The sequence below is a fragment of the Photobacterium aquae genome (assembly GCF_001029445.1).
GTDB classification, from domain to species: domain Bacteria; phylum Pseudomonadota; class Gammaproteobacteria; order Enterobacterales; family Vibrionaceae; genus Photobacterium; species Photobacterium aquae.
The window spans coordinates 163,480-183,751 of sequence record NZ_LDOT01000012.1 but is presented as its reverse complement, the minus strand read 5'-3'; the positions used below and the strand labels follow the sequence as shown (position 1 = coordinate 183,751).

The 20,272-nt window shown below is 53.5% G+C and carries 18 protein-coding genes; 14 read left to right on the top strand and 4 right to left on the bottom strand.

Translation table 11 applies throughout. The annotated features are described in order from the left end of the window. Window positions 1-344 precede the first annotated feature (344 nt). The 4 genes from purL (at window position 345) to glnB (ending at window position 6,086) form a co-directional block, all read left to right on the top strand. On the top strand, window positions 345-4,250 hold the full coding sequence (gene purL, locus ABT56_RS10610) for a phosphoribosylformylglycinamidine synthase (protein ID WP_047878830.1): 3,906 nt from the start codon (window positions 345-347) through the stop codon (window positions 4,248-4,250). Window positions 4,251-4,387: 137 nt separating this feature from the next. After that, window positions 4,388-5,080 (top strand): HAD family hydrolase, encoded by a 693-nt coding sequence (locus ABT56_RS10605; protein WP_053062442.1) that lies wholly within the window; start codon window positions 4,388-4,390, stop codon window positions 5,078-5,080. A 157-nt stretch (window positions 5,081-5,237) separates the two neighbouring features. Beyond that, window positions 5,238-5,642, top strand: coding sequence for a hypothetical protein (locus ABT56_RS10600; RefSeq protein WP_047878829.1), 405 nt, complete (start codon window positions 5,238-5,240; stop codon window positions 5,640-5,642). Between the two features lie 105 nt (window positions 5,643-5,747). Then, window positions 5,748-6,086 carry a nitrogen regulatory protein P-II gene (gene glnB / locus ABT56_RS10595; RefSeq protein WP_047878828.1) on the top strand — a complete coding sequence of 113 codons (339 nt, stop codon included), beginning with the start codon at window positions 5,748-5,750 and terminating at the stop codon, window positions 6,084-6,086. A 126-nt stretch (window positions 6,087-6,212) separates the two neighbouring features. On the opposite strand, the gene ABT56_RS10590 is transcribed toward glnB, so the two are convergent. Then, window positions 6,213-6,833, bottom strand: a complete 621-nt coding sequence (locus tag ABT56_RS10590) for a YitT family protein (RefSeq protein WP_047878827.1) — start codon at window positions 6,831-6,833, stop codon at window positions 6,213-6,215. Between the two features lie 437 nt (window positions 6,834-7,270). On the opposite strand from ABT56_RS10590, the gene glyA reads away from it, so the two are divergent. The 10 genes from glyA to ABT56_RS10540 all read left to right on the top strand — a co-directional run bounded on the left by glyA (window position 7,271) and on the right by ABT56_RS10540 (window position 17,039). Continuing rightward, complete coding sequence (glyA, locus tag ABT56_RS10585; RefSeq protein WP_047878826.1) at window positions 7,271-8,521, top strand: serine hydroxymethyltransferase; 1,251 nt, start codon at window positions 7,271-7,273, stop codon at window positions 8,519-8,521. Between the two features lie 179 nt (window positions 8,522-8,700). Further along, window positions 8,701-9,150: a transcriptional regulator NrdR gene (gene nrdR / locus ABT56_RS10580; protein ID WP_047878825.1), complete on the top strand. Its 450-nt coding sequence runs from the start codon at window positions 8,701-8,703 to the stop codon at window positions 9,148-9,150. Between the two features lie 51 nt (window positions 9,151-9,201). Beyond that, complete coding sequence (gene ribD / locus ABT56_RS10575) at window positions 9,202-10,329, top strand: bifunctional diaminohydroxyphosphoribosylaminopyrimidine deaminase/5-amino-6-(5-phosphoribosylamino)uracil reductase RibD (protein ID WP_047878917.1); 1,128 nt, start codon at window positions 9,202-9,204, stop codon at window positions 10,327-10,329. Window positions 10,330-10,344: 15 nt separating this feature from the next. Beyond that, window positions 10,345-10,998 (top strand): riboflavin synthase, encoded by a 654-nt coding sequence (locus ABT56_RS10570; RefSeq protein WP_047878824.1) that lies wholly within the window; start codon window positions 10,345-10,347, stop codon window positions 10,996-10,998. Window positions 10,999-11,030: 32 nt separating this feature from the next. Beyond that, window positions 11,031-12,134: a bifunctional 3,4-dihydroxy-2-butanone-4-phosphate synthase/GTP cyclohydrolase II gene (gene ribBA / locus ABT56_RS10565; protein ID WP_047878823.1), complete on the top strand. Its 1,104-nt coding sequence runs from the start codon at window positions 11,031-11,033 to the stop codon at window positions 12,132-12,134. A gap of 157 nt (window positions 12,135-12,291) precedes the next feature. Further along, window positions 12,292-12,762 (top strand): 6,7-dimethyl-8-ribityllumazine synthase, encoded by a 471-nt coding sequence (gene ribH / locus ABT56_RS10560; RefSeq protein WP_047878822.1) that lies wholly within the window; start codon window positions 12,292-12,294, stop codon window positions 12,760-12,762. Then, entirely contained in the window at window positions 12,762-13,229 is a 468-nt protein-coding gene (nusB, locus tag ABT56_RS10555; RefSeq protein WP_047878821.1) for a transcription antitermination factor NusB, read from the top strand. The genes ribH and nusB overlap by 1 nt, the downstream gene beginning before the upstream one ends. Before the next feature lie 78 nt (window positions 13,230-13,307). Further along, the gene (gene thiL, locus ABT56_RS10550; protein WP_047878820.1) at window positions 13,308-14,282 is read left to right on the top strand and encodes a thiamine-phosphate kinase; all 975 of its coding nucleotides are present in this window, start codon (window positions 13,308-13,310) and stop codon (window positions 14,280-14,282) included. A 3-nt stretch (window positions 14,283-14,285) separates the two neighbouring features. Beyond that, window positions 14,286-14,771 (top strand): phosphatidylglycerophosphatase A, encoded by a 486-nt coding sequence (gene pgpA, locus ABT56_RS10545; protein ID WP_047878819.1) that lies wholly within the window; start codon window positions 14,286-14,288, stop codon window positions 14,769-14,771. A 288-nt stretch (window positions 14,772-15,059) separates the two neighbouring features. Beyond that, window positions 15,060-17,039, top strand: coding sequence for a hypothetical protein (locus ABT56_RS10540; protein ID WP_240478292.1), 1,980 nt, complete (start codon window positions 15,060-15,062; stop codon window positions 17,037-17,039). Between the two features lie 84 nt (window positions 17,040-17,123). On the opposite strand, the gene dxs is transcribed toward ABT56_RS10540, so the two are convergent. Genes dxs through xseB form a run of 3 tightly spaced genes read right to left on the bottom strand, consistent with a single transcriptional unit; the run spans window position 17,124 to window position 20,162 of the window. Continuing rightward, window positions 17,124-18,986, bottom strand: coding sequence for a 1-deoxy-D-xylulose-5-phosphate synthase (dxs, locus tag ABT56_RS10535; RefSeq protein ID WP_047878818.1), 1,863 nt, complete (start codon window positions 18,984-18,986; stop codon window positions 17,124-17,126). Between the two features lie 38 nt (window positions 18,987-19,024). Beyond that, entirely contained in the window at window positions 19,025-19,927 is a 903-nt protein-coding gene (ispA, locus tag ABT56_RS10530) for a (2E,6E)-farnesyl diphosphate synthase (RefSeq protein ID WP_047878817.1), read from the bottom strand. After that, complete coding sequence (xseB, locus tag ABT56_RS10525) at window positions 19,920-20,162, bottom strand: exodeoxyribonuclease VII small subunit (RefSeq protein WP_047878816.1); 243 nt, start codon at window positions 20,160-20,162, stop codon at window positions 19,920-19,922. The genes ispA and xseB overlap by 8 nt, the downstream gene beginning before the upstream one ends. Between the last annotated feature and the right edge of the window lie 110 nt (window positions 20,163-20,272).

Here is a 20,272-nt window from a genome sequence, read left to right as displayed (position 1 = left end):
TACCAAAGCTGGCCTCAACCTCAAAACAATGCGGCATCAATTTCGTGCCAAAGATAGGATTTTGGCATACGCACATGGTTGTTTTTTGAACACCCAACGGTAAAAGTGCTTGCTGTCCGTAGTACTTGACAGGGAAATTGATGCGGATTGAAAAAAAAAGACGCAAACGGTTGCGTCAAGAGTTACGTCACAAATTTTTTTCCCTTATACTACGCCCCGTCAGCAGTAGGTTGGATGTTGAACAGGGACGAACGAGGTGAGATTGACGTGATTGTCCCGGTGACTTACCGGGGGATTAGGTCAATATCACCTTCATTCAACTGCTAATCGAGAGACGTACGCACATGGAAATTTTGCGTGGTTCACCCGCACTGTCTGAGTTTCGTATCAATAAGCTACAGGCTCGTTGCCGCGAATTGGAGCTCCCAGTCACAGGTATTTATGCTGAGTTCATGCACTTTGCCCACCTGTCTGCACCGTTAAGTGCCGACGAGCAAAGCAAACTGGTCAGCTTGCTCACTTACGGTCCGACGATTGCAGAACATGAACCAGTCGGTTTATTGCTGCTGGTTACTCCGCGTCCGGGCACGATCTCCCCTTGGTCATCCAAATCTACTGATATCGCCCGCAATTGCGGTCTGGCTCAAGTTAAGCGTCTTGAGCGCGGTACAGCTTATTATATTGAAACCTCTGCCGAGTTAAGTGCGATACAGTTGCAGGCACTCAAAGGACTGCTCCATGATCGGATGATGGAAGTTGTCTTTGCTGATATGAACGATGCCGCTGCATTGTTTGCCCAGGCTGAGCCCGCCCCCGTAGGCTGTGTTGATATCCTTGCCGGCGGCTACAAAGCGCTTGAGGATGCAAACGTTACTCTTGGTTTGGCTTTGGCTGACGATGAGATTGAGTATCTGGTGGAGAGCTTCACCAAGCTGGGGCGCAACCCGAATGACATCGAGCTGATGATGTTCGCTCAGGCAAACTCCGAGCATTGCCGCCACAAAATCTTCAATGCCGATTGGACTATCGATGGGATCGCGCAGGACAAGTCGCTGTTCAAGATGATCAAGAACACCTTTGAGCAGAACAGTGATTATGTGCTTTCGGCGTACAAGGATAACGCGGCTGTGATGGAAGGCTCCAAGGTCGGCCGTTTCTTCCCGGATCCGGACTCGCGCCAGTACAACTACCATCAGGAAGATGCCCACATTTTGATGAAAGTGGAAACCCATAACCACCCGACCGCCATTTCTCCGTGGCCGGGAGCGTCGACGGGCTCTGGCGGTGAGATCCGCGATGAGGGCGCGACCGGTATCGGCGGCAAGCCGAAGGCGGGCTTGGTCGGCTTTACGGTGTCTAACCTGCGTATCCCTGATTTCGAACAGCCGTGGGAGAGCGATTTCGGCAAGCCGGGGCGCATTGTTAATGCCTTGGATATCATGCTGGAAGGCCCGTTGGGCGGAGCGGCATTCAACAACGAGTTTGGTCGTCCCAACTTGCTGGGGTATTTCCGTACTTACGAAGAAAAAGTGACGTCCCATAATGGCGAGGAGATCCGTGGCTACCATAAGCCGATCATGATTGCGGGCGGTATGGGCAACATCCGTGCCGAACATGTCCAGAAGAAGGAGATCCCGGTGGGGGCCAAGCTGATTGTCCTTGGCGGCCCAGCGATGAATATCGGCCTTGGTGGCGGTGCGGCCTCGTCGATGGCCTCCGGCCAGTCTGCTGAAGATCTAGACTTTGCATCGGTCCAGCGCGAGAACCCTGAGATGGAGCGCCGTTGTCAGGAAGTGATCGACCGCTGCTGGCAGATGGGGGACGCTAACCCGATCGCCTTTATCCATGACGTCGGTGCAGGCGGTATTTCCAACGCCCTGCCTGAGCTGGTTGACGATGGTGAGCGTGGCGGCCGTTTCCAGCTGCGTGATGTGCCCAATGATGAGCCGGGAATGAGTCCGCTTGAGATTTGGTGCAACGAATCGCAGGAGCGCTATGTATTGGCGGTAGCCGCCGAGGACATGGCGATCTTTGACGCTATTTGTCAGCGTGAGCGTGCCCCGTATGCTGTTGTTGGCGAAGCGACCGAAGAGCGCCACCTGACACTGGAAGACAGTCATTTCGACAATACCCCGATCGACATGCCGATGGATATCTTGCTCGGCAAGCCGCCGAAGATGCACCGCGATGTGACAAGCCAGAAAGCCGAGGGGATCGCCCTTGACCGACGCGGAATCAATATTGAAGAGGCGACCCACCGGGTGTTGCGCCTGCCAGCCGTGGCCGAGAAGACTTTCTTGATCACTATCGGCGACCGCACCGTGACCGGTCTGGTTGCCCGCGATCAGATGGTTGGCCCTTGGCAGGTGCCGGTAGCCAACTGTGCCGTGACCGCAGCGAGCTACGATACCTATCACGGTGAGGCAATGTCGATGGGCGAGCGAACGCCGATTGCCCTGCTTGACTTTGCCGCTTCTGCCCGTATGGCGGTGGGCGAGTCACTGACCAATATCGCCTGTTCTGATATCGGTGATCTCAAGCGTATCAAACTGTCGGCCAACTGGATGTCTCCGGCGGGTCATCCCGGCGAGGATGCGGGTTTGTACGAGGCCGTGAAGGCGGTTGGCGAGGAGCTCTGTCCGGCGCTGGGTCTGACTATCCCGGTTGGCAAAGACTCGATGTCGATGAAAACCAAGTGGGAAGAGAATGGCGAGCAGAAGGAAGTGACGTCGCCGCTGTCCTTGGTGATTACCGCGTTTGGCCGGGTAGAGGATGTGCGCAAGACGGTGACGCCGCAATTGCGAACTGATAAGGGGGATTCGACCCTGCTGCTGATCGATCTTGGCTGCGGCAAGAACCGTCTTGGTGCAACGGCCTTAGCTCAGGTTTACAAGCAGCTCGGTGATAAGCCGGCAGATGTAGACAGTCCTGAGTTGCTCAAGGGCTTCTTCGAGGCCGTTCAGTCCTTGCTGCGTGATGGCAAGTTGCTGGCCTACCACGACCGCGGTGATGGCGGCCTCTACACAACATTGGCCGAGATGGCCTTTGCCGGTCATACCGGGGTTGAAGTTGATCTGAATACGACTGGCGGCGATGCATGCGAAGACGTATTGGCGGCACTGTTCAGTGAAGAGCTGGGTGCGGTGGTTCAGGTTCGTACCGATGATTTGGATAAGGTGCTGACGGTATTGGCCCAGTATGGCCTTGAGGCGTGCAGCCATGTGATTGGTACGGTTGTCGATGAAGACGTGCTGCGTATTTGGAACGGCAATGACCGTGTGCTGGAGCAGAGCCGTACCGAGCTGCGTACCATCTGGGCAGAAACGACTTACCAGATGCAGGCTATGCGGGATAACCCGGCGGGGGCGATGCAGGAGTTCGAGGCTAAACAGGATCCTGCCGATCCGGGCCTGAATGTGGCGCTGAGTTTTGATATTCACCAAGATGTTGCTGCGCCATATATTGCGACAGGTGCCAAGCCACAAATGGCAATCCTGCGCGAGCAGGGGGTCAACTCCCATGTCGAGATGGCAGCAGCTTTTGACCGTGCAGGTTTTGATGCCAAAGATGTCCACATGAGCGATATTCTGTCGGGCAGGGTACAGCTGGATGGCTTCAACGGCCTGGTAGCCTGTGGCGGTTTCTCTTATGGTGATGTGCTGGGGGCCGGTGAAGGTTGGGCGAAGTCTATTCTGTTCAACAATATGGCTCGTGAGCAGTTCGAGCGCTTCTTCCACCGCAATGATACGTTTGCCCTTGGGGTTTGTAATGGCTGTCAGATGATGTCGAATTTGCGCGAGCTGATCCCGGGTGCTGAGCTATGGCCTCGTTTTGTTCGCAATGAGTCTGAGCGATTCGAAGCCCGTTTCAGCCTGGTGGAAGTACAGCAGAGTGATTCGTTGTTCTTCAACGGAATGGTAGGCTCGCGGATGCCGATAGCCGTTTCTCATGGCGAGGGCCGTGTCGAGGTGCGCAATGGCGAGCATTTGGCTGCTATCGAGCAGTCGGGAACGGTTGCCCTGCGTTACTTAGATAATTACGGCAAAGTTACCGAGAATTATCCTGCCAACCCGAATGGTTCGCCGAACGGTATTACCGGCTTGACGACCCAGGATGGTCGCGTGACGATTATGATGCCGCACCCTGAGCGCGTGTTCCGTACCGTGGCCAACTCTTGGCATCCGGATGATTGGAGCGAAAACAGCCCATGGATGCGGATGTTCCGTAACGCAAGGGTTAATATCGGCTAAGCCGGCCAGATTGATGATTGAACAAAAAAACCGCTCTTGGTAGCGGTTTTTTTTGTTTTGTGCGTGTTTTCCTCGCCATTATGTCAAGACTGTGATTAATCTGATATCGCTGGGTAAGGGATAGCACAGGAGGCGGTATGATTTTTTTCGATCTCGATAATACCTTGCTGGATCATGATGGTGCGGAGCAGAATGCGATAGAAGCGTTTGCCGCGAGTCATCCGGGTGAGCTGGTGGCCGGGACCGAGGCTATCGGCAAAGCATGGCGTGATATATCGGACAGCCAGCGTGCCCGTTGGCGGGCTGGGGAGCTTGATTTTGAACAGTTGCGCCGAGCACGGATCAGTGCGTTGTTCCAGCGGCCGCTGACGGTTCGCGAGGCCGACAGCCTGATGGCCGAGTACTATGCCCTCTATCGCCAGCATTGGCGTCTGTTTCCTGATGTGCTTCCAGCCTTGGAGGCCCTGAAGGCTGTTGCGTCGATGGCGATTATCACCAATGGTTTCGCTTACCATCAAGAAGCCAAACTCAAGCAGATGGCTATTCGTGATTATTTTCAGTTCATGGTGATCTCCGAGCAGGTCGGCCATGCCAAGCCCCATCCCAATATTTTCCGGCAGGCCCTACGCCAGTCAGGACTCAGTGCCGAGCAATGCTGGTATATCGGCAATCATCCCGATAATGACGCCACCGCCGCCAGTCAGCTTGGGTTTAAAGCCGTGTGGTTAAATAGACATTACCAAGACACTCCCAGCCCATCCGTTCAGGTGAATACTCGGGTTGTCAGAACCCTAGGCGGCTTTGTCGAGCTGGTTAAAATGAACGGCTAGTACGATTGTCGGCATATCAGTACACGTAATGCGTGTTTATGCTCGACATTGAGCGAAAAATGTTCAAATAGTTATTGTGTAGATTGTAATAGCCACATAAAATGTGCGCCTATTTTATTAACCATATTCGTAATACTTTCACGGAAGAGAGAATAATATGGATCATTCACGCAAAGGATTAAACCGTGCCGCGCAGTTGCTGGCCGCCTTGGTCGTTGTCTGCTTGCTCCGCTATGCCGACAGTTTTGCGATTATTTTCAGTTTCATGCAACTCGGGGTTGTGCCGAGCATGGTAACAGCATTGATCCTGTTGTCAGGCGTGTTTGCTATCGTTGGCCTGTGTCGAGCCCATCGCTGGGGATTTATCCCGCTCTATTTTTTTATCCCAGCCGTTACCCTGTTTTTTGGTTACAGCTTGATCCCCTTCCTGCCCCTGTTATTTGTCCCCGAAGTCCGCCAACTTGTCATTCTGTTAAGCAACAGTGCAGTGATGCTGTTCTCAGTCATGCTGCTGCTGAAAATGATGGACACCGATGTCGTATTGCCCAAGGAAAAGTACTAAACCGGCTATCAACCATTTGTTATACTTGCCCCTTTAAAGGTCATGGTACCGCAGGGCAAGCAATGCTCCGGTCTCCAGGCCATAGCTCAGCTAAGGATGACGAGAATGAAGAAAATAGAAGCCATTATTAAGCCATTCAAGCTTGATGATGTTCGCGAAGCCCTTGCCGATGTCGGTATCACCGGGATGACAGTGACCGAAGTCAAAGGGTTTGGCCGCCAGAAAGGGCACACCGAGTTATACCGTGGCGCTGAGTATATGGTCGATTTCCTACCCAAAGTGAAATTGGAAATTGTCGTTTCAGACGAAGTCGCAGACCAATGCGTCGATACCATCATCGAAACCGCGCAAACCGGTAAAATCGGTGACGGCAAGATCTTCATGTTCGATGTGGAGCGTGTGGTGCGTATTCGGACTGGCGAGGAAGACGAGGACGCCATTTAAAGTTCGTTATGACGTTGCCGTTTCGCTCTCAGTCTGCATCGGAAGTACTCATTTATGCGTATAAACACCGGGCTGGATACAAAAAAGCGTGCTCATGGAGCACGCTTTTTTATTACGGTTAATTGCTTACGCTTCGGCTTGTTGCTTGACGTTGCCGACGTAGCGGCCGGGCTTGTGGTTCATGGCCAGTACCAGGTTGAGCATGAACGCCCCGATCACCGAATAGAGCAGAATCATTGGGCTGACCAAGAAGAACGAGGCAGTCAGGATGGTTAGGTCAATGCCCATCTGCAGTTTGCCGGCCGACCACCCGAATTTCTCTTGTAGGTACAGTACCAGGACGTTGAAGCCGCCGAGGCTGGTTTTGTGGCGGAACAGGATCAGCATACCCAGTCCCATGAGTATACCGCCGATCACCGCGCAGTAGAGCGGCTCAAGTCGGCTGATTTCCAATACGTGGTGGAGGTTGTCTGTGATGATAGAAACCAGTCCGCCGGAAAGGATGCTGGTCAGCGCGAAGCTGCGTCCCATTCTAAACCATGCCATCAGGTAGAACGGGGTATTGGCCATGAAGTAAAGTTGACCGAAACTCAAGTCAACAAACTGGCTCAGTAGCAGGGCAAGGCCCGTGGTGCCGCCGGTTAGCAAATTGGCTTGCTGGAGGAAGAATACCCCCTGAGAAACCACGAAAGTACCGGTCAAAATAGCAATGAGATTTTCTTTGTGAGAATGGGGGATACCGCTCAAGACAACGCTCCTTATGATTGAGCGGGCTATGATACTGGTGAACGTAATATGTGCGCAGAGGGGGCGTCGAATTGCCCTTGTTGGCACTGTACAATTTTATTTCCGCAGTTGTAAAAAAATAATTGTCGGTGTGACTTGTCTCGGTATGTGTTATCGGCTGGCGGAATCTAGAACAAATTGAAAACAATTCATCCCCATATTGAAATAAATGCCAATAAAAAATCACATTAGGGACTATCTGATTTAGATCAAATTCTGTAAAATACGACGTTATCTACCGGTGCAACGAAAACGTTTGCGTCCACGTGGCGCCTAGCTTTCCGTTTTTTCATATTTGTGCCAGAAATGTGTGTTTACCGTCTTTTGGTAACAGTGGCAGGGTAAGCTCGCTCCTGTTAACAAATGGGTTTGAGAACAATCTGAGTCAGGAGATACAGATGCTAAAACGCGACATGAACATTGCCGATTATGACGCTGAACTATATGCAGCTATTCAGGAAGAAACTGCGCGTCAGGAAGAGCATATTGAGCTGATTGCCTCTGAGAACTATACCAGTCCTCGAGTAATGGAAGCACAGGGTTCCCAGCTCACCAACAAGTATGCCGAGGGCTACCCGGGTAAGCGCTACTACGGCGGCTGTGAGTTCGTGGATAAGGCTGAGCAGCTGGCCATTGACCGTGCTTGCCAGCTTTTTGGTGCTGAGTATGCCAACGTTCAGCCGCACTCTGGCTCACAGGCCAATAACGCGGTGTACATGGCGCTTTTGAATGCAGGCGACACTGTCTTGGGTATGAGTCTGGCACACGGTGGCCACCTGACCCACGGTTCACCGGTGAATTTTTCGGGCAAGCTGTATAACGTTATTCCTTACGGCATTGATGCCGATGGCCAGATTGACTACGCAGAAGTCGAAGCGTTGGCGCTTGAGCACAAGCCTAAGATGATTATTGGCGGTTTCTCTGCTTATTCGCAGATCGTTGATTGGAAACGTATGCGTGAAATCGCTGACAAGATCGGCGCGTATTTCTTTGTCGATATGGCTCACGTTGCGGGTCTGGTTGCTGCGGGAGTTTACCCGACGCCTGTGCCGCATGCCCATGTCGTGACCACCACTACCCACAAGACTCTGGCTGGCCCTCGTGGTGGCTTGATCCTGTCTAATGGCGGTGAAGACCTATATAAGAAGCTGAACTCGGCTGTTTTCCCTGGTGGTCAGGGTGGCCCACTGATGCATGTGATCGCCGCTAAGGCTGTGGCATTCAAAGAGGCGATGGAGCCTGAGTTTGCAGAGTATCAGGCGCGTGTTGTTGAGAATGCCAAGGTCATGGCGGGTGAGTTCATCGAGCGCGGTTACAAGATCGTCTCTGGCGGTACCGAGAACCACCTGTTCCTTGTGGATTTGATCGACAAGGGGATCACCGGCAAAGAAGCTGATGCCGCGTTGGGTGCTGCCAACATCACCGTGAACAAGAACAGTGTACCGAATGATCCGCGCAGTCCGTTCGTGACGTCGGGTATTCGTGTTGGTACACCGTCGATTACACGCCGCGGCTTTACGGCGGAAGATGCCAAGCAGCTAGCTGGTTGGATGTGTGATGTGATGGACAACATCGACAAGCCAGAAGTGATTGAGGCGACCAAGGCCAAGGTGCTGGATATCTGTAAGCGCCTTCCTGTGTACGCTTAATTGTGCTTTGCGCCAGTCATGGCGCATCAAAATAGAGGGCTGGCCGTTGGGCCGGCCTTTTTTGTTTTGAAAGCGGTCGACGCCTATTTACGCGCTGGCAGGCGGTAGTTTTTCATTTGAAAAAACGCCATAAGGGATTGAAATGGGTTACACTGGGGTATCGAAAGAGAGGAGGCAAGATGCACTGTCCTTTTTGTGGTGCAAACGACACCAAAGTTATCGATTCGCGTCTGGTGGCTGATGGTCATCAGGTGCGTCGCCGTCGCCAGTGTTTGGCGTGTAACGAGCGTTATACCACGTTCGAGACGGCGGAGTTGGTGATGCCAAGGGTAATCAAAACCAATGGTAACCGCGAACCGTTTAACGAAGACAAACTGAGCGGCGGAATTCAGCGCGCGCTGGAAAAGCGGCCGGTCAGCACCGACGATATCGAGCGGGCTATCAACAATATTAAATCTCAGCTTCGGGCAACCGGTGAGCGGGAGGTTCCATCGGAAATGGTGGGTAACTTGGTGATGGAAGCGCTCAAGGAACTCGACAAGGTTGCCTATATCCGATTCGCATCGGTTTACCGCAGCTTTGAAGATATTCGCGAGTTTGGTGAGGAAATTGCCAAGCTGGAAAAATAAGCTAAGACCGGGAGCGTTGCTCCCGGGTAGTCTCTCATGAATCAAAATCAGATTTTCTCACCGAATGACCACGCCATGATGCAGCGAGCCATCAGTCTGGCAAAACGTGGTCGCTACACGACAGCACCTAACCCGAATGTCGGCTGTGTGATCGCACACGGCGAAACGATTGTCGGCGAAGGTTTCCATTATCAGGCCGGTCAGCCCCATGCCGAGGTTTTTGCCTTGCGAGCCGCGGGCGAACAGGCGCGCGGCGCAACCGCCTATGTCACCCTCGAACCATGTTCCCATTATGGTCGAACCCCACCTTGTGCCGAGGCATTGGTAAAAGCCGGTGTTGCCCGGGTAGTGTGTGCGATGGTTGATCCCAACCCGAAAGTGGCCGGCCGCGGGATAGCAATTTTGCAGGCTGCTGGCATCGAGGTTCAAAGCGGTTTGCTTGAAGCCGATGCAGAGGCGCTTAATCCCGGTTTTATCAAGAGGATGAAAACCGGTATGCCGTTTGTCCAGCTCAAGCTGGCATCCAGCCTTGATGGCCGCACCGCATTGGCCAATGGTGAAAGCAAATGGATTACCGGCCCGGCGGCACGGGCGGATGTTCAGCGGTTGCGTGCCTGTGCCGGAGCGATTCTTTCGACCAGCGCCACGGTGCTCGCTGATGATCCGTCACTCAATGTTCGCTGGGATGAACTGGGGGCTCAGGTGCAGGAGATGTATCCGCAGCAGAACTTGCGCCAGCCGGTGCGGGTGATCATCGATAGTAAGAATAGGGTCACGCCTGAACATCGCCTGTGCAGTTTGCCTAGCGAGATCGTTTTGGTACGCCATAGTGATGATGGCGAACAATGGCCGGATCATGTTCGCTCGTTGCTATTGCCACAAGCGAGCGCTGATCAGGCGGGTATTGATCTGAAGGCAATGATGGCGGCATTGGCTCAGCAGGATATCAACCATATTTGGGTCGAGGCCGGTGCCGGGCTCGCTGGTGCCTTGTTGTCCGCCGGTCTGGTCGATGAGCTGATCGTCTATCAGGCGCCGAAATTGATGGGCAGCGACAGCCGCGGCCTGATTGGTTTGCGCGGTCTGACGGCGATGGAGCAGGTGCCGGAACTGGCGATTTCCGATTTGCGTATGGTAGGTGGTGATATCCGTATTACCGCTGCTATCAAACAACATTGATTAAGAAGGGTATTCATGTTTACTGGCATTATCGAGGCAGTGGGTACGATTGCGGCCATCACCCCGAAGGGAAAAGACGTTTCTGTGACGGTTGAATCCGGCAAGCTGGATCTTTCCGATGTAAAATTGGGTGACAGTATTGCCACCAACGGTGTCTGCCTGACCGTCGTTGCCTTGACAGGCTCAGGCTATGTGGCCGACCTGTCACTGGAAACCTTGCAGCGGACGGCATTTGCCTCATACCGGGCAGGCGAGAAGGTGAACTTGGAAAAGGCGATGCTGCCGACAACCCGATTCGGTGGTCATATGGTATCTGGCCACGTAGATGACGTCGCTGAGATTATTGAGCGCAACCATACCGGTCGGGCGATTGAGTTTTGGGTCAAGGCACCGGCGCATTTGGCTAAATATATTTCCGAGAAAGGCTCGGTATCGGTTGACGGGATCAGCCTGACGGTCAATGCCATTCGTGGCAATGAGTTCAAGCTGACCATCGTGCCGCACACTGCGGCAGAGACGACGATGGAATCGTTCAAGGTCGGTCGCAAGATCAACCTCGAGGTTGACGTTATCGCCCGTTATCTGGAGCGCCTGATGCTGGGTGATAAGGCTGCCGAAAAATCGTCGGTAACCCTAGATTTGCTGGCTCGCAGCGGTTTTCTGCGTTAGTCCCATTTATGACAACAGGATAGGTACCCTCTATGGCATTGAGCAGTGCAAAGGAAATAATTGAAGATATCCGTCAGGGCAAGATGGTGATCCTGATGGATGACGAAGACCGCGAGAACGAAGGTGACCTGATCATCGCCGCGGAAAAAATCACCCCGGAAGCGATCAATTTCATGGCGCGGCATGGTCGCGGCCTGATCTGTCTTACTCTGACCAAGACCCGTTGCAAGCAGCTTAACCTGCCATTGATGGTGCAGGACAACACCGAGCAGTTCAGTACCAACTTTACCGTTTCGATTGAGGCCGCCCACGGGGTGACAACCGGTATTTCTGCCGCCGACCGGGCCACTACCGTGTTGGCTGCGGTTGCCGGCTCGGCCTCGCCTGCTGATATCGTGATGCCGGGGCATATCTTCCCGTTGATGGCGCAGGAAGGCGGGGTGCTTGCCCGTGCCGGCCATACCGAGGCTGGTTGTGATGTTGCGCGCCTGGCTGGGCTTGAGCCGTCGAGTGTTATCGTAGAGATCCTCAACGAGGACGGTACGATGGCCCGCCGCCCGGATTTGGAGGTCTTTGCCGCCCAGCATGGCCTCAAACTGGGGACCATCGCCGATCTGATCGAGTACCGCAACAATAACGAAACGACGATAGAGCGGGTTGCTGCCTGCAAGCTGCCGACTGAGTTTGGTGAGTTCGAGATGGTGACTTACCGTGACACCATCGATAACCAGATTCACTACGCGCTGAAAAAAGGCGAAATCACCGCCGATATGCCAGCCTTGGTACGTGTCCATTTGCAAGATACTTTCAAGGACATCCTCCATTCGGGGGCATCGCAGTGGACGTTGCCGACGGCAATGAAGCGCATTGCTGACGAAGGCGGAGTACTGGTGGTGCTCAGCAAACCGGAATCGCAAGAGGCATTGATTGGCAAGATCTTGAATATGGCTGCGGCAGACGAGGGTCGCCCGGCAATGAAGGTCAATCCGAAAGACCAGCTTCGTCAGGTCGGAGTCGGCTCGCAGATCTTGGCTGATCTCGGGGTATCAAAGATGCGACTGTTGTCATCGAGCACCCAGCGTTACCATTCACTGGCAGGTTTCGGCCTCGAAGTGGTGGAATATATCTGCGAGTGATAGGTCTGGCCGTTTAATCGTGCCAGTTACATCGTGTTATCCGGTGGGGATGGCGGGGGAAATCAGCGATGAATATGCCAATTGGTATAACGCATAAAGTGTGATAGACTCCCGCGGTTTCTCATACCGGAAAAAAGACATAGTCACAGGAAGGCCCATGAAGGTAATCGAAGGCGCCATCGCGGCACCAAACGCAAAAGTTGCTATCGTAATTTCACGCTTCAATAGCTTCATCAATGAAAGCCTGCTTGAAGGCGCACTGGATGCTCTGAAACGTCAGGGTCAGGTGAGTGATGACAACATTACTGTTGTTCGCTGCCCAGGTGCGTATGAGCTACCTTTGGTTGCTCAGCAAGTAGCAAAGAGCGACCGTTATGACGCGATCGTTGCGCTTGGCTCTGTGATCCGTGGCGGTACACCGCATTTTGATTATGTTGCCGGTGAGTGTAACAAAGGTCTGGCACAGGTAGCTCTGGAGTACAACACTCCGGTCGCTTTCGGTGTCTTGACTGTAGATACTATCGAACAAGCCATCGAGCGTGCCGGTACCAAGGCTGGTAATAAAGGGGCAGAGGCTGCACTAAGCGCGCTTGAAATGGTTAATGTCCTGTCCCAAATTGAATCCTAATGGGGGTTAGTGTGAAACCAGCCGCACGTCGTAATGCACGTCACTTTGCTGTACAAGCAATTTATTCTTGGCAAATCACCAAAGGCAATGTTGCCGATATCGAGCAGCACTTCCTTTCGGGTGATCACTTCGAAGAAGAAGCACATCAGGCAGAAGCCCCAGTTATGGCTGTGCCACACACAGACGTTGCATACTTCCGCGATCTGCTAACAGGTGTTGTTCTGAACCACCAGGAACTGGACAGCAAGATGCGTCCATACCTGTCTCGTCCTCTACAGGATTTGGATCAGATGGAACTTGCGCTGCTGCGTCTTGCTATGTACGAGATGCTAAAGCGTGATGACGTACCTTACAAAGTTGTGATCAACGAAGCTATCGAACTGGCGAAAGCCTTCGGTGCAGAAGACAGTCACAAGTTTGTGAATGGTGTGCTGGACAAAGCAGCACCAACACTTCGTAAGAAGTAAGTAATACGAATTAAAAAGGCCAGCTTTGCTGGCCTTTTTTCTATGTAATGATATTTGAGATAGACACGCAGATTCACTATGGCTTCAAATGAATTTGACCTAATTGCCCGTTATTTCGAGCAGCAGGCAGTGACCCGCAAGGATGTTGCTTTGGCTATCGGGGATGACTGTGCCTTGTTGGATATTCCAGCAGGAAGCCACCTTGCCGTGAGTACCGACTCGCTGGTGGCCGGTACCCATTTTTTGGCCGAGGCCGATCCGCAGTGGGTTGCCCATAAAGCATTGGCTTCAAACCTGAGTGATTTGGCGGCGATGGGTGCGGCACCTGCCTGGGTATCGTTGGCATTGACTATGCCAGCGCCGGACGAGGCATGGTTGGCAGAGTTCTGTAAGGGTTTCTTTGCCCTGGCAGAGTATTACAATGTTCAATTGGTCGGTGGCGATACCACCAAGGGGCCGCTGAGCATCACCCTGACGGTACATGGCTTTGTGCCACAAGGGCAGGCACTGACCCGAAGCGGGGCAAAAGCCGGAGACTGGTTGTATGTGACCGGCAACCTTGGTGACAGTGCGGCAGGTCTGTCGTTGATCCTCGGTGAGCGGGCGTGCCGTGATGAGGCGCTGGCAAGCACCTTGATTGACCGCCATTACCGTTCGCAGCCGCGGTTGCTGGCTGGGCAGGCCCTGCGCCAAATTGCTTCTGCGGCATTGGATATCTCTGATGGCCTTGTTGCCGATTTGGGGCATATCCTCAAGCGCTCCGGGGTGGCCGCCGAGATCGATGTCGATAAGCTGCCGTTGTCAGATGAGCTGCGGCAGTTTGAACCTGATTTGGCCAAAGCCCAGCAGCTAGCCCTTAGCAGCGGCGAGGAGTACGAGTTGTGCTTTACTGTGCCGGAGCAAAATCGTGGCGCGCTGGAAACGGCCTTGGCCCATACCGGGGTTAAAGCAACCTGTATCGGCCGGATCCGAGTTGGCAGCGGGCTATCGTTAGTTAAAGCCTCTCAGCCGTTGGACTGGCAGTTGACCGGTTATGATCATTTTGCGGAGTAAGTTGTGGTAAATCCGAAAGAGAAAATCATTCTGAGCAATCCTTGGCATTTGTTGGCGACGGGATTTGGTAGCGGCCTGTCACCGGTTGTACCGGGAACGATGGGCACATTGGCCGCCGTGCCGTTTTATTTTTTGCTGGCCCAATTGCCGTTTGTCGCTTATCTGGCAGTTATTGCCGTCTCTGCTGTTATCGGGGTGGCAATTTGCCAGAAGACTTCCGACGATATGGGCGTGCATGATCACGGCAGTATCGTCTGGGACGAGTTTGTCGGCTTTTGGATCACCATGGCGATAGCCCCTGCGGCAACTTGGCAGTGGGTGCTGGCAGGTTTTGTCCTGTTCCGCTTCTTTGACATGGTCAAGCCGTGGCCGATCAGCTGGCTCGACAAGCATGTCCACGGCGGATTTGGGATCATGGTGGATGATATTCTGGCTGGTTTCATGGCGATGATTGCACTGTGGGGCGTGGGTAACTGGCTTGGCTGGTAATCGTGCCGTTATCGGCGAAGGCCCCTTGTTATGAATGGATAACGAGGGGCTTTTTTTTATCGCTCTGATCAAGGTTTCCTCCACGATATGCAACCGCTCGTCTAGGCTTGAAAATAGCGATGACAAGAGTGGTGTGATATGGATGGATTACGTAATGTATTGATATTGTTATTGGTGTTTTTATGGGGGGGAGGTGGCAGCCCCCCTAGTGCGATAGCACAAGTGTACCCCTCTACGGCGACAGGGTGGGTGCTTCCGGGAGCATGGCAAAAACCATTAGCACCTGCCATGTTTAAGACCCCCGATGATGTCAAACAATGGGAAGCCGCCCATGCCGATATTATTTTTGGCAGTTTGCAGGATGTTGCCAAAAATACCCAGACCATTGCTCTGGGCTATATGTACAGCCAGAAATGGGATTGTCGCCCCGGGCGTCAAGAAGCGTGGATGCACCGACAGGCCATGCGGCAAGGGTTCGATCCTGAGAATATGTATCTGCACTATGGTGAGGATACTGTATTGAAGGTACCTGTGATTAATAGCGGAATGGCCGCTCTGCTGAACGGGAAGCCATATCATCTGCTGTTAGTGCGTGACGGTAACTTTTCGACGGCTCGTTTGCCAATGCGTATCACCTCCGCCGACACGCTTTTTGCGATTTCAGCATACCCTAGTCAAGATGTCATTATTGACGCCCATGCTACGCCAACAGTGGCGTTGAGCCAGCCAAATACCGCGGGGGATATCGGGCAATGGCGCTCAGTAAAGATGGCATGGCAGCCTGTTAACGCGAGCAATTCCCCCTCAGCGGGCTCGGCATGGCAAGGGGAACGGTTAGATCAGATCACATGGCAGCCTGCATTGGCTCGTTATCAAGGGCGAATGTTGAATTCAGGCCTGAAAGCCTTGGATGACGGGCTGCCAGTATGGGTCATGGCATTGTCGTGGCCTGTTGACGGTACGGTTCACGCAGTGACGTTTCAGCCGTGGATCACCACAAAGGGCGATGCCATGCATTTCCCGGGGTGGGATGATCGAAATGATCAGGATGGCGATGGCTGGGTGAATAATCAAGAGTGGGGGGCACGTGCTAATACTGCGGCCAGTGCCCGCTTTCGTCATCAGGCCCGGGTCATTCCGGCTGGGCACATGTGGCCCAATACCTGTTGGTATCGCACTAATTTTACCGCTCCAGCCATCAATACCCTGCATGCGCAATGGTATCGCCATGATTGGCAGCAACAAGGTCTGAGCGGGGCCTATAACGATGATATGGCAAAACTGCTTGGTGAAAATCAGTTTTCTCTGTTGTCGGGGGGAACTCTCATTGAAATCACCCACCCCGTCGGCCATCAACACACCTCAATGATTTATGCCCAACAGATGGCCAATTTCTTACAGTTGGTGAAGACAACGACGAAAACACAGTGGCTTGCTGCCAATATATCGGAGTTAAACCTCTGGGAATATGCAGCGTGGCCTACTGCTTTTCGGAATGTCGTGGATGTATGGCTGCGGGAGCATTATTTGAGCCCGGCTGTGGGTTTGGAGCGTTTGCAACGAAAATGGGACAGCTTTGCGCTGGCGAAACGTGATGATAAAAGTCTGATTATGGTGACGACCAAAGGCGGGCGAAGCAGCCAGAACCCTCTTAGCCCTGAGGCATGGAACCAAGATATAGCCACCGGGCTGGCCTTGTACTATTTATTTAACATTCCAGGCCAGACGTATTACCACAGCTGGAATCAGACATTCTACTACGGCAGCGGTAATACTGACGTCAGTCAAGATAATCCCACAAATTCGACGTGGTATCGTGGTGGCGTGCCGAAGAACTGGGCCTATCAACCTAGCGCCATGCTGCGAGTCGCCATCGGTAGCCCCGTTAATGCTCCGGCTGGCTATCCCCCAGTATATTGGCAGAGCAAGGTAGACAAAGCGCCCTCATCGCATGATGTGATTAAAATCAATCAAACAGAGCGCGTGCCACTCAATCCTGCAAACTGGTTTTGGCTGTACCGCAGTGGTTGGTGGGGGGAGTTTCCGGAAGAAGGGGTGATTGCCCGTCAATATAGCGAGGGGCTGGTGGTATACCGAGCCACACGCATTCATGATGATCCCCATTTTTTCCATGCCACACCGCGTCGCGTCTCATTGCCCGGCGAATATCAGCGCGTGAATGTCGATGGGTCACTCAGCCAGCCTGTGCGTCACATTGAGTTAAAAGGGTATGAAGGGGTGGTGTTAAAGCGCTACCCCAGCAGGTAATTTGCGCTCAGGCGAAATAAAAACACCTCATGACGAGGACTCGAACATGAGGTGCTTATTTAATCGTGATACCGATTGCTGTGGTTAATCAGCAAGGTAGGCGCGGATCTGCTTTTCAATACCCGGGCCATCGATCTCAAGCATGGCATGAAGCTCTGCTTGGGTTCCCTGCTCGATAAAGCGGTCCGGCAGGCCGATGTTTAGCACGGGGCGCAGGACTTTTTTCTTCATCAGCAGCTCGTTGACACCACTACCGGCACCGCCGGCAATCGCATTTTCCTCTACTGTTACCAGCACATCATGCGATGCCGCGAGTTCGAGGATCAGGGCCTCGTCGAGCGGTTTGACAAAACGCATATCGGCAACGGTAGCGTTGAGGTTTGCTGCTGCTTCAAGAGCATAGGCCAGCGTCGTGCCAAAGTTGAGGATAGCAACGCTTTCGCCTTCACGGCGAACGATGCCTTTGCCGATTGGCAAGGCCGTCATGGTTTTTTCTGGTACCGCACCGGTACCGCTGCCGCGTGGGTAGCGAACCGCGCTTGGACCATTGTGGCGATGGCCGGTATAGAGCATTTGGCGACATTCGTTTTCATCGCTCGGCGTCATGATCACCATGTTGGGGATGCAGCGCATGAAGCTCAGATCGAACGAGCCTTGGTGGGTTTGGCCGTCGGCACCGACTAGTCCGCCGCGGTCAATGGCAAACATGACCGGGAGATCCATGATGGCGACATCATGGATCAGCTGGTCGTAACCGCGCTGGAGGAAGGTCGAGTAAATCGCCACGACCGGATTGTAACCGCCAATGGCCAAGCCCGTAGCCAGCGTCACGGCATGCTGCTCGGCAATCGCCACATCGAAGTACTGGTCAGGATATTCTTTGGAGAAGCGTACCATGCCTGAGCCCTCGCGCATCGCGGGGGTGATCGCCATCAGTTTGCTGTCTTCGGCTGCCATGTCGCACAGCCAGTCGCCGAAGATGTTTGAGAACGTCGGTTTGCTCTTGGCTTTGGGGATCGGATTTTGGGTCAGATCGAACTTGGGTACGGCATGGTAGTTGATCGGGTCGGCTTCGGCCGGAGCATACCCTTTGCCTTTCTTAGTCATGATATGCAGGAACTGCGGCCCTTTGAGGTTGCGCATATTCTTGATGGTCTTGACCAGCTCTTCGACATCGTGTCCGTCGACAGGACCGATGTAGTTGAAGCCCAGTTCTTCGAACATGGTGCCAGGGACAACCATGCCCTTCAGGTGTTCCTCTGCACGCTTGACCAGCTCTTTGATCGGCGGTGCACCGGAAAGGACTTTCTTGCTGCCTTCTCGGATCGTGGTGTATAGGCTGCCGGAAAGCAGGCGGGCAAGGTGGTTGTTCAGCGCTCCGACGTTTTCCGAAATAGACATTTCGTTGTCGTTGAGGATCACCAGCATGTCAGGATGGACATCACCGGCATGGTTCATCGCTTCGAATGCCATCCCCGCGGTGATAGCCCCGTCACCGATCACACTGACCACTTTGCGGCCTAGGCCTTCTTTCTCGGCGGCGATAGCCATGCCTAGCCCGGCGCTGATCGAGGTCGAGGAGTGGCCGACAGACAGGACGTCATACTCGCTCTCTTCACGCCACGGGAACGGGTGGATACCATTCTTCTGGCGGATCGTCTGCATCTGCTCGCGGCGTCCGGTCAGGATTTTATGTGGGTATGCTTGATGACCGACATCCCAGATCAAGTGGTCGAACGGAGTGTTGTATACATAGTGCAGGGCGACCGTCAGCTCGACGGCACCTAAACCAGAGGCAAAGTGGCCACTGCTTTGGCTTACCGACTTGAGTAGGTAAGTACGTAATTCGTCACACACTGCAGGCAGGCTTTCGACTGGCAGCAGGCGGAGCTCATCTGGCGTATCGGCCAGAGCCAGATGAGGGTATTTTGAAATATCCAGTGTCATATCATTCACGGCGCTTGTGGTTATCAGGTCAGCTAACCCTAGTTATTGCGCTCGATGACGTATCGGGCAAAAACTTCTAATTGCACTGTATTGTAGGGTATCGCATCTAATGCGTGTAGCGCCTGTTGATACAGTTGTTGTGCTTTTGCCTTTGCGCCATCCAACCCGAGAAGAGCGGGATAGGTACTTTTGTCCAGCTCGATATCCGAACCCTGCGGTTTGCCGAGGGTCTCGGTATCACTAATTACGTCAAGAATATCGTCTTGGACTTGAAACGCCAACCCAATTGCATCGGCATAGTGATCGAGCTGCGGTAAAACCGCGATCCCTTTTTCGCCGGCAGCCAGCGCACCAAGACGGATGGCGCAGCGGATCAGGGCACCAGTTTTGTGGCGGTGGATGGTTTCAAGCTGCTCAAGGCCGACGTGTTTACCTTCGGCGTCTAAGTCGAGCGCTTGCCCCATGCACATACCAGCCGCACCCGAGGCGCGGGCCAATTCCTGAACCATCGCGATACGTTGACTATTGCCATCGTTACTGAGCGGACCGCTGGCAAGAATTTCGAAGGCCAGGGCTTGTAGCGCATCACCGGCAAGGATTGCATTGGCTTCGTCGAAGGCAATGTGGCATGTTGGCTGGCCGCGGCGCAGGGCGTCGTCGTCCATAGCCGGCAGATCGTCGTGGATAAGCGAGTAGGCGTGGATGCACTCGACGGCGGCTGCCGGAGTGTCCAAGTCTTCCTGCTGCGCTCCCAGCATCATACCGGTGACATAGGTCAAAAACGGGCGAGCTCGTTTCCCGCCAAGCAAGGTACCGTGCCGCATTGCTTTGATCAGGGTCTGATCAGCAAAAGGCTGGCGATCAATCCAGTCACCCAGTTGTTGGTTGTTGCGTTCCTGGAAGTGCAGCAGGGACTGCGATAGTGACGACATGTTATTCATTATCGGTTTCAAAATCAGTCAGAGGCGCATTGTCATCGGCTTGGAGCAGGATCTCAACACGCTGTTCGGCTTCGGTCAGCTTTTGCTGGCTGGCTCGGGCCAGTGCGATACCGCGCTCGAATTTTCTCAGTGCGTCTTCTAGTGCGATATCCCCAGATTCCAGCTCATTGACGAGGGAATCGAGTTCGTCCAGTGCGGCTTCAAAAGCCATATTTTCCGGTTTCTTGGCTGCCATAATCTTGTCGTTTCTTTTGTCGTGTCCGCAAAATAGCGTAGAGCGTAATAAGGGTCAAATTATCGCACAGGAATGTGTGCCGCAGGCAAAAAAAATCATCTTTTACGCTT

Coding starts and splice junctions, on each gene's coding strand:
- purL (WP_047878830.1), top strand. CDS start 345: ATGGAAATTTTGCGTGGTTCACCCGCACTGTCTGAGTTTCGTATCAAT.
- dxs (WP_047878818.1), bottom strand. CDS start 18,986: ATGACACTGGATATTTCAAAATACCCTCATCTGGCTCTGGCCGATACG.
- xseB (WP_047878816.1), bottom strand. CDS start 20,162: ATGGCAGCCAAGAAACCGGAAAATATGGCTTTTGAAGCCGCACTGGAC.
- ABT56_RS10570 (WP_047878824.1), top strand. CDS start 10,345: ATGTTTACTGGCATTATCGAGGCAGTGGGTACGATTGCGGCCATCACC.
- nusB (WP_047878821.1), top strand. CDS start 12,762: ATGGGGGTTAGTGTGAAACCAGCCGCACGTCGTAATGCACGTCACTTT.
- ABT56_RS10605 (WP_053062442.1), top strand. CDS start 4,388: ATGATTTTTTTCGATCTCGATAATACCTTGCTGGATCATGATGGTGCG.
- ispA (WP_047878817.1), bottom strand. CDS start 19,927: ATGAATAACATGTCGTCACTATCGCAGTCCCTGCTGCACTTCCAGGAA.
- glyA (WP_047878826.1), top strand. CDS start 7,271: ATGCTAAAACGCGACATGAACATTGCCGATTATGACGCTGAACTATAT.
- ABT56_RS10540 (WP_240478292.1), top strand. CDS start 15,060: ATGTTTAAGACCCCCGATGATGTCAAACAATGGGAAGCCGCCCATGCC.
- thiL (WP_047878820.1), top strand. CDS start 13,308: ATGGCTTCAAATGAATTTGACCTAATTGCCCGTTATTTCGAGCAGCAG.
- glnB (WP_047878828.1), top strand. CDS start 5,748: ATGAAGAAAATAGAAGCCATTATTAAGCCATTCAAGCTTGATGATGTT.
- ribH (WP_047878822.1), top strand. CDS start 12,292: ATGAAGGTAATCGAAGGCGCCATCGCGGCACCAAACGCAAAAGTTGCT.
- ribBA (WP_047878823.1), top strand. CDS start 11,031: ATGGCATTGAGCAGTGCAAAGGAAATAATTGAAGATATCCGTCAGGGC.
- nrdR (WP_047878825.1), top strand. CDS start 8,701: ATGCACTGTCCTTTTTGTGGTGCAAACGACACCAAAGTTATCGATTCG.
- ABT56_RS10600 (WP_047878829.1), top strand. CDS start 5,238: ATGGATCATTCACGCAAAGGATTAAACCGTGCCGCGCAGTTGCTGGCC.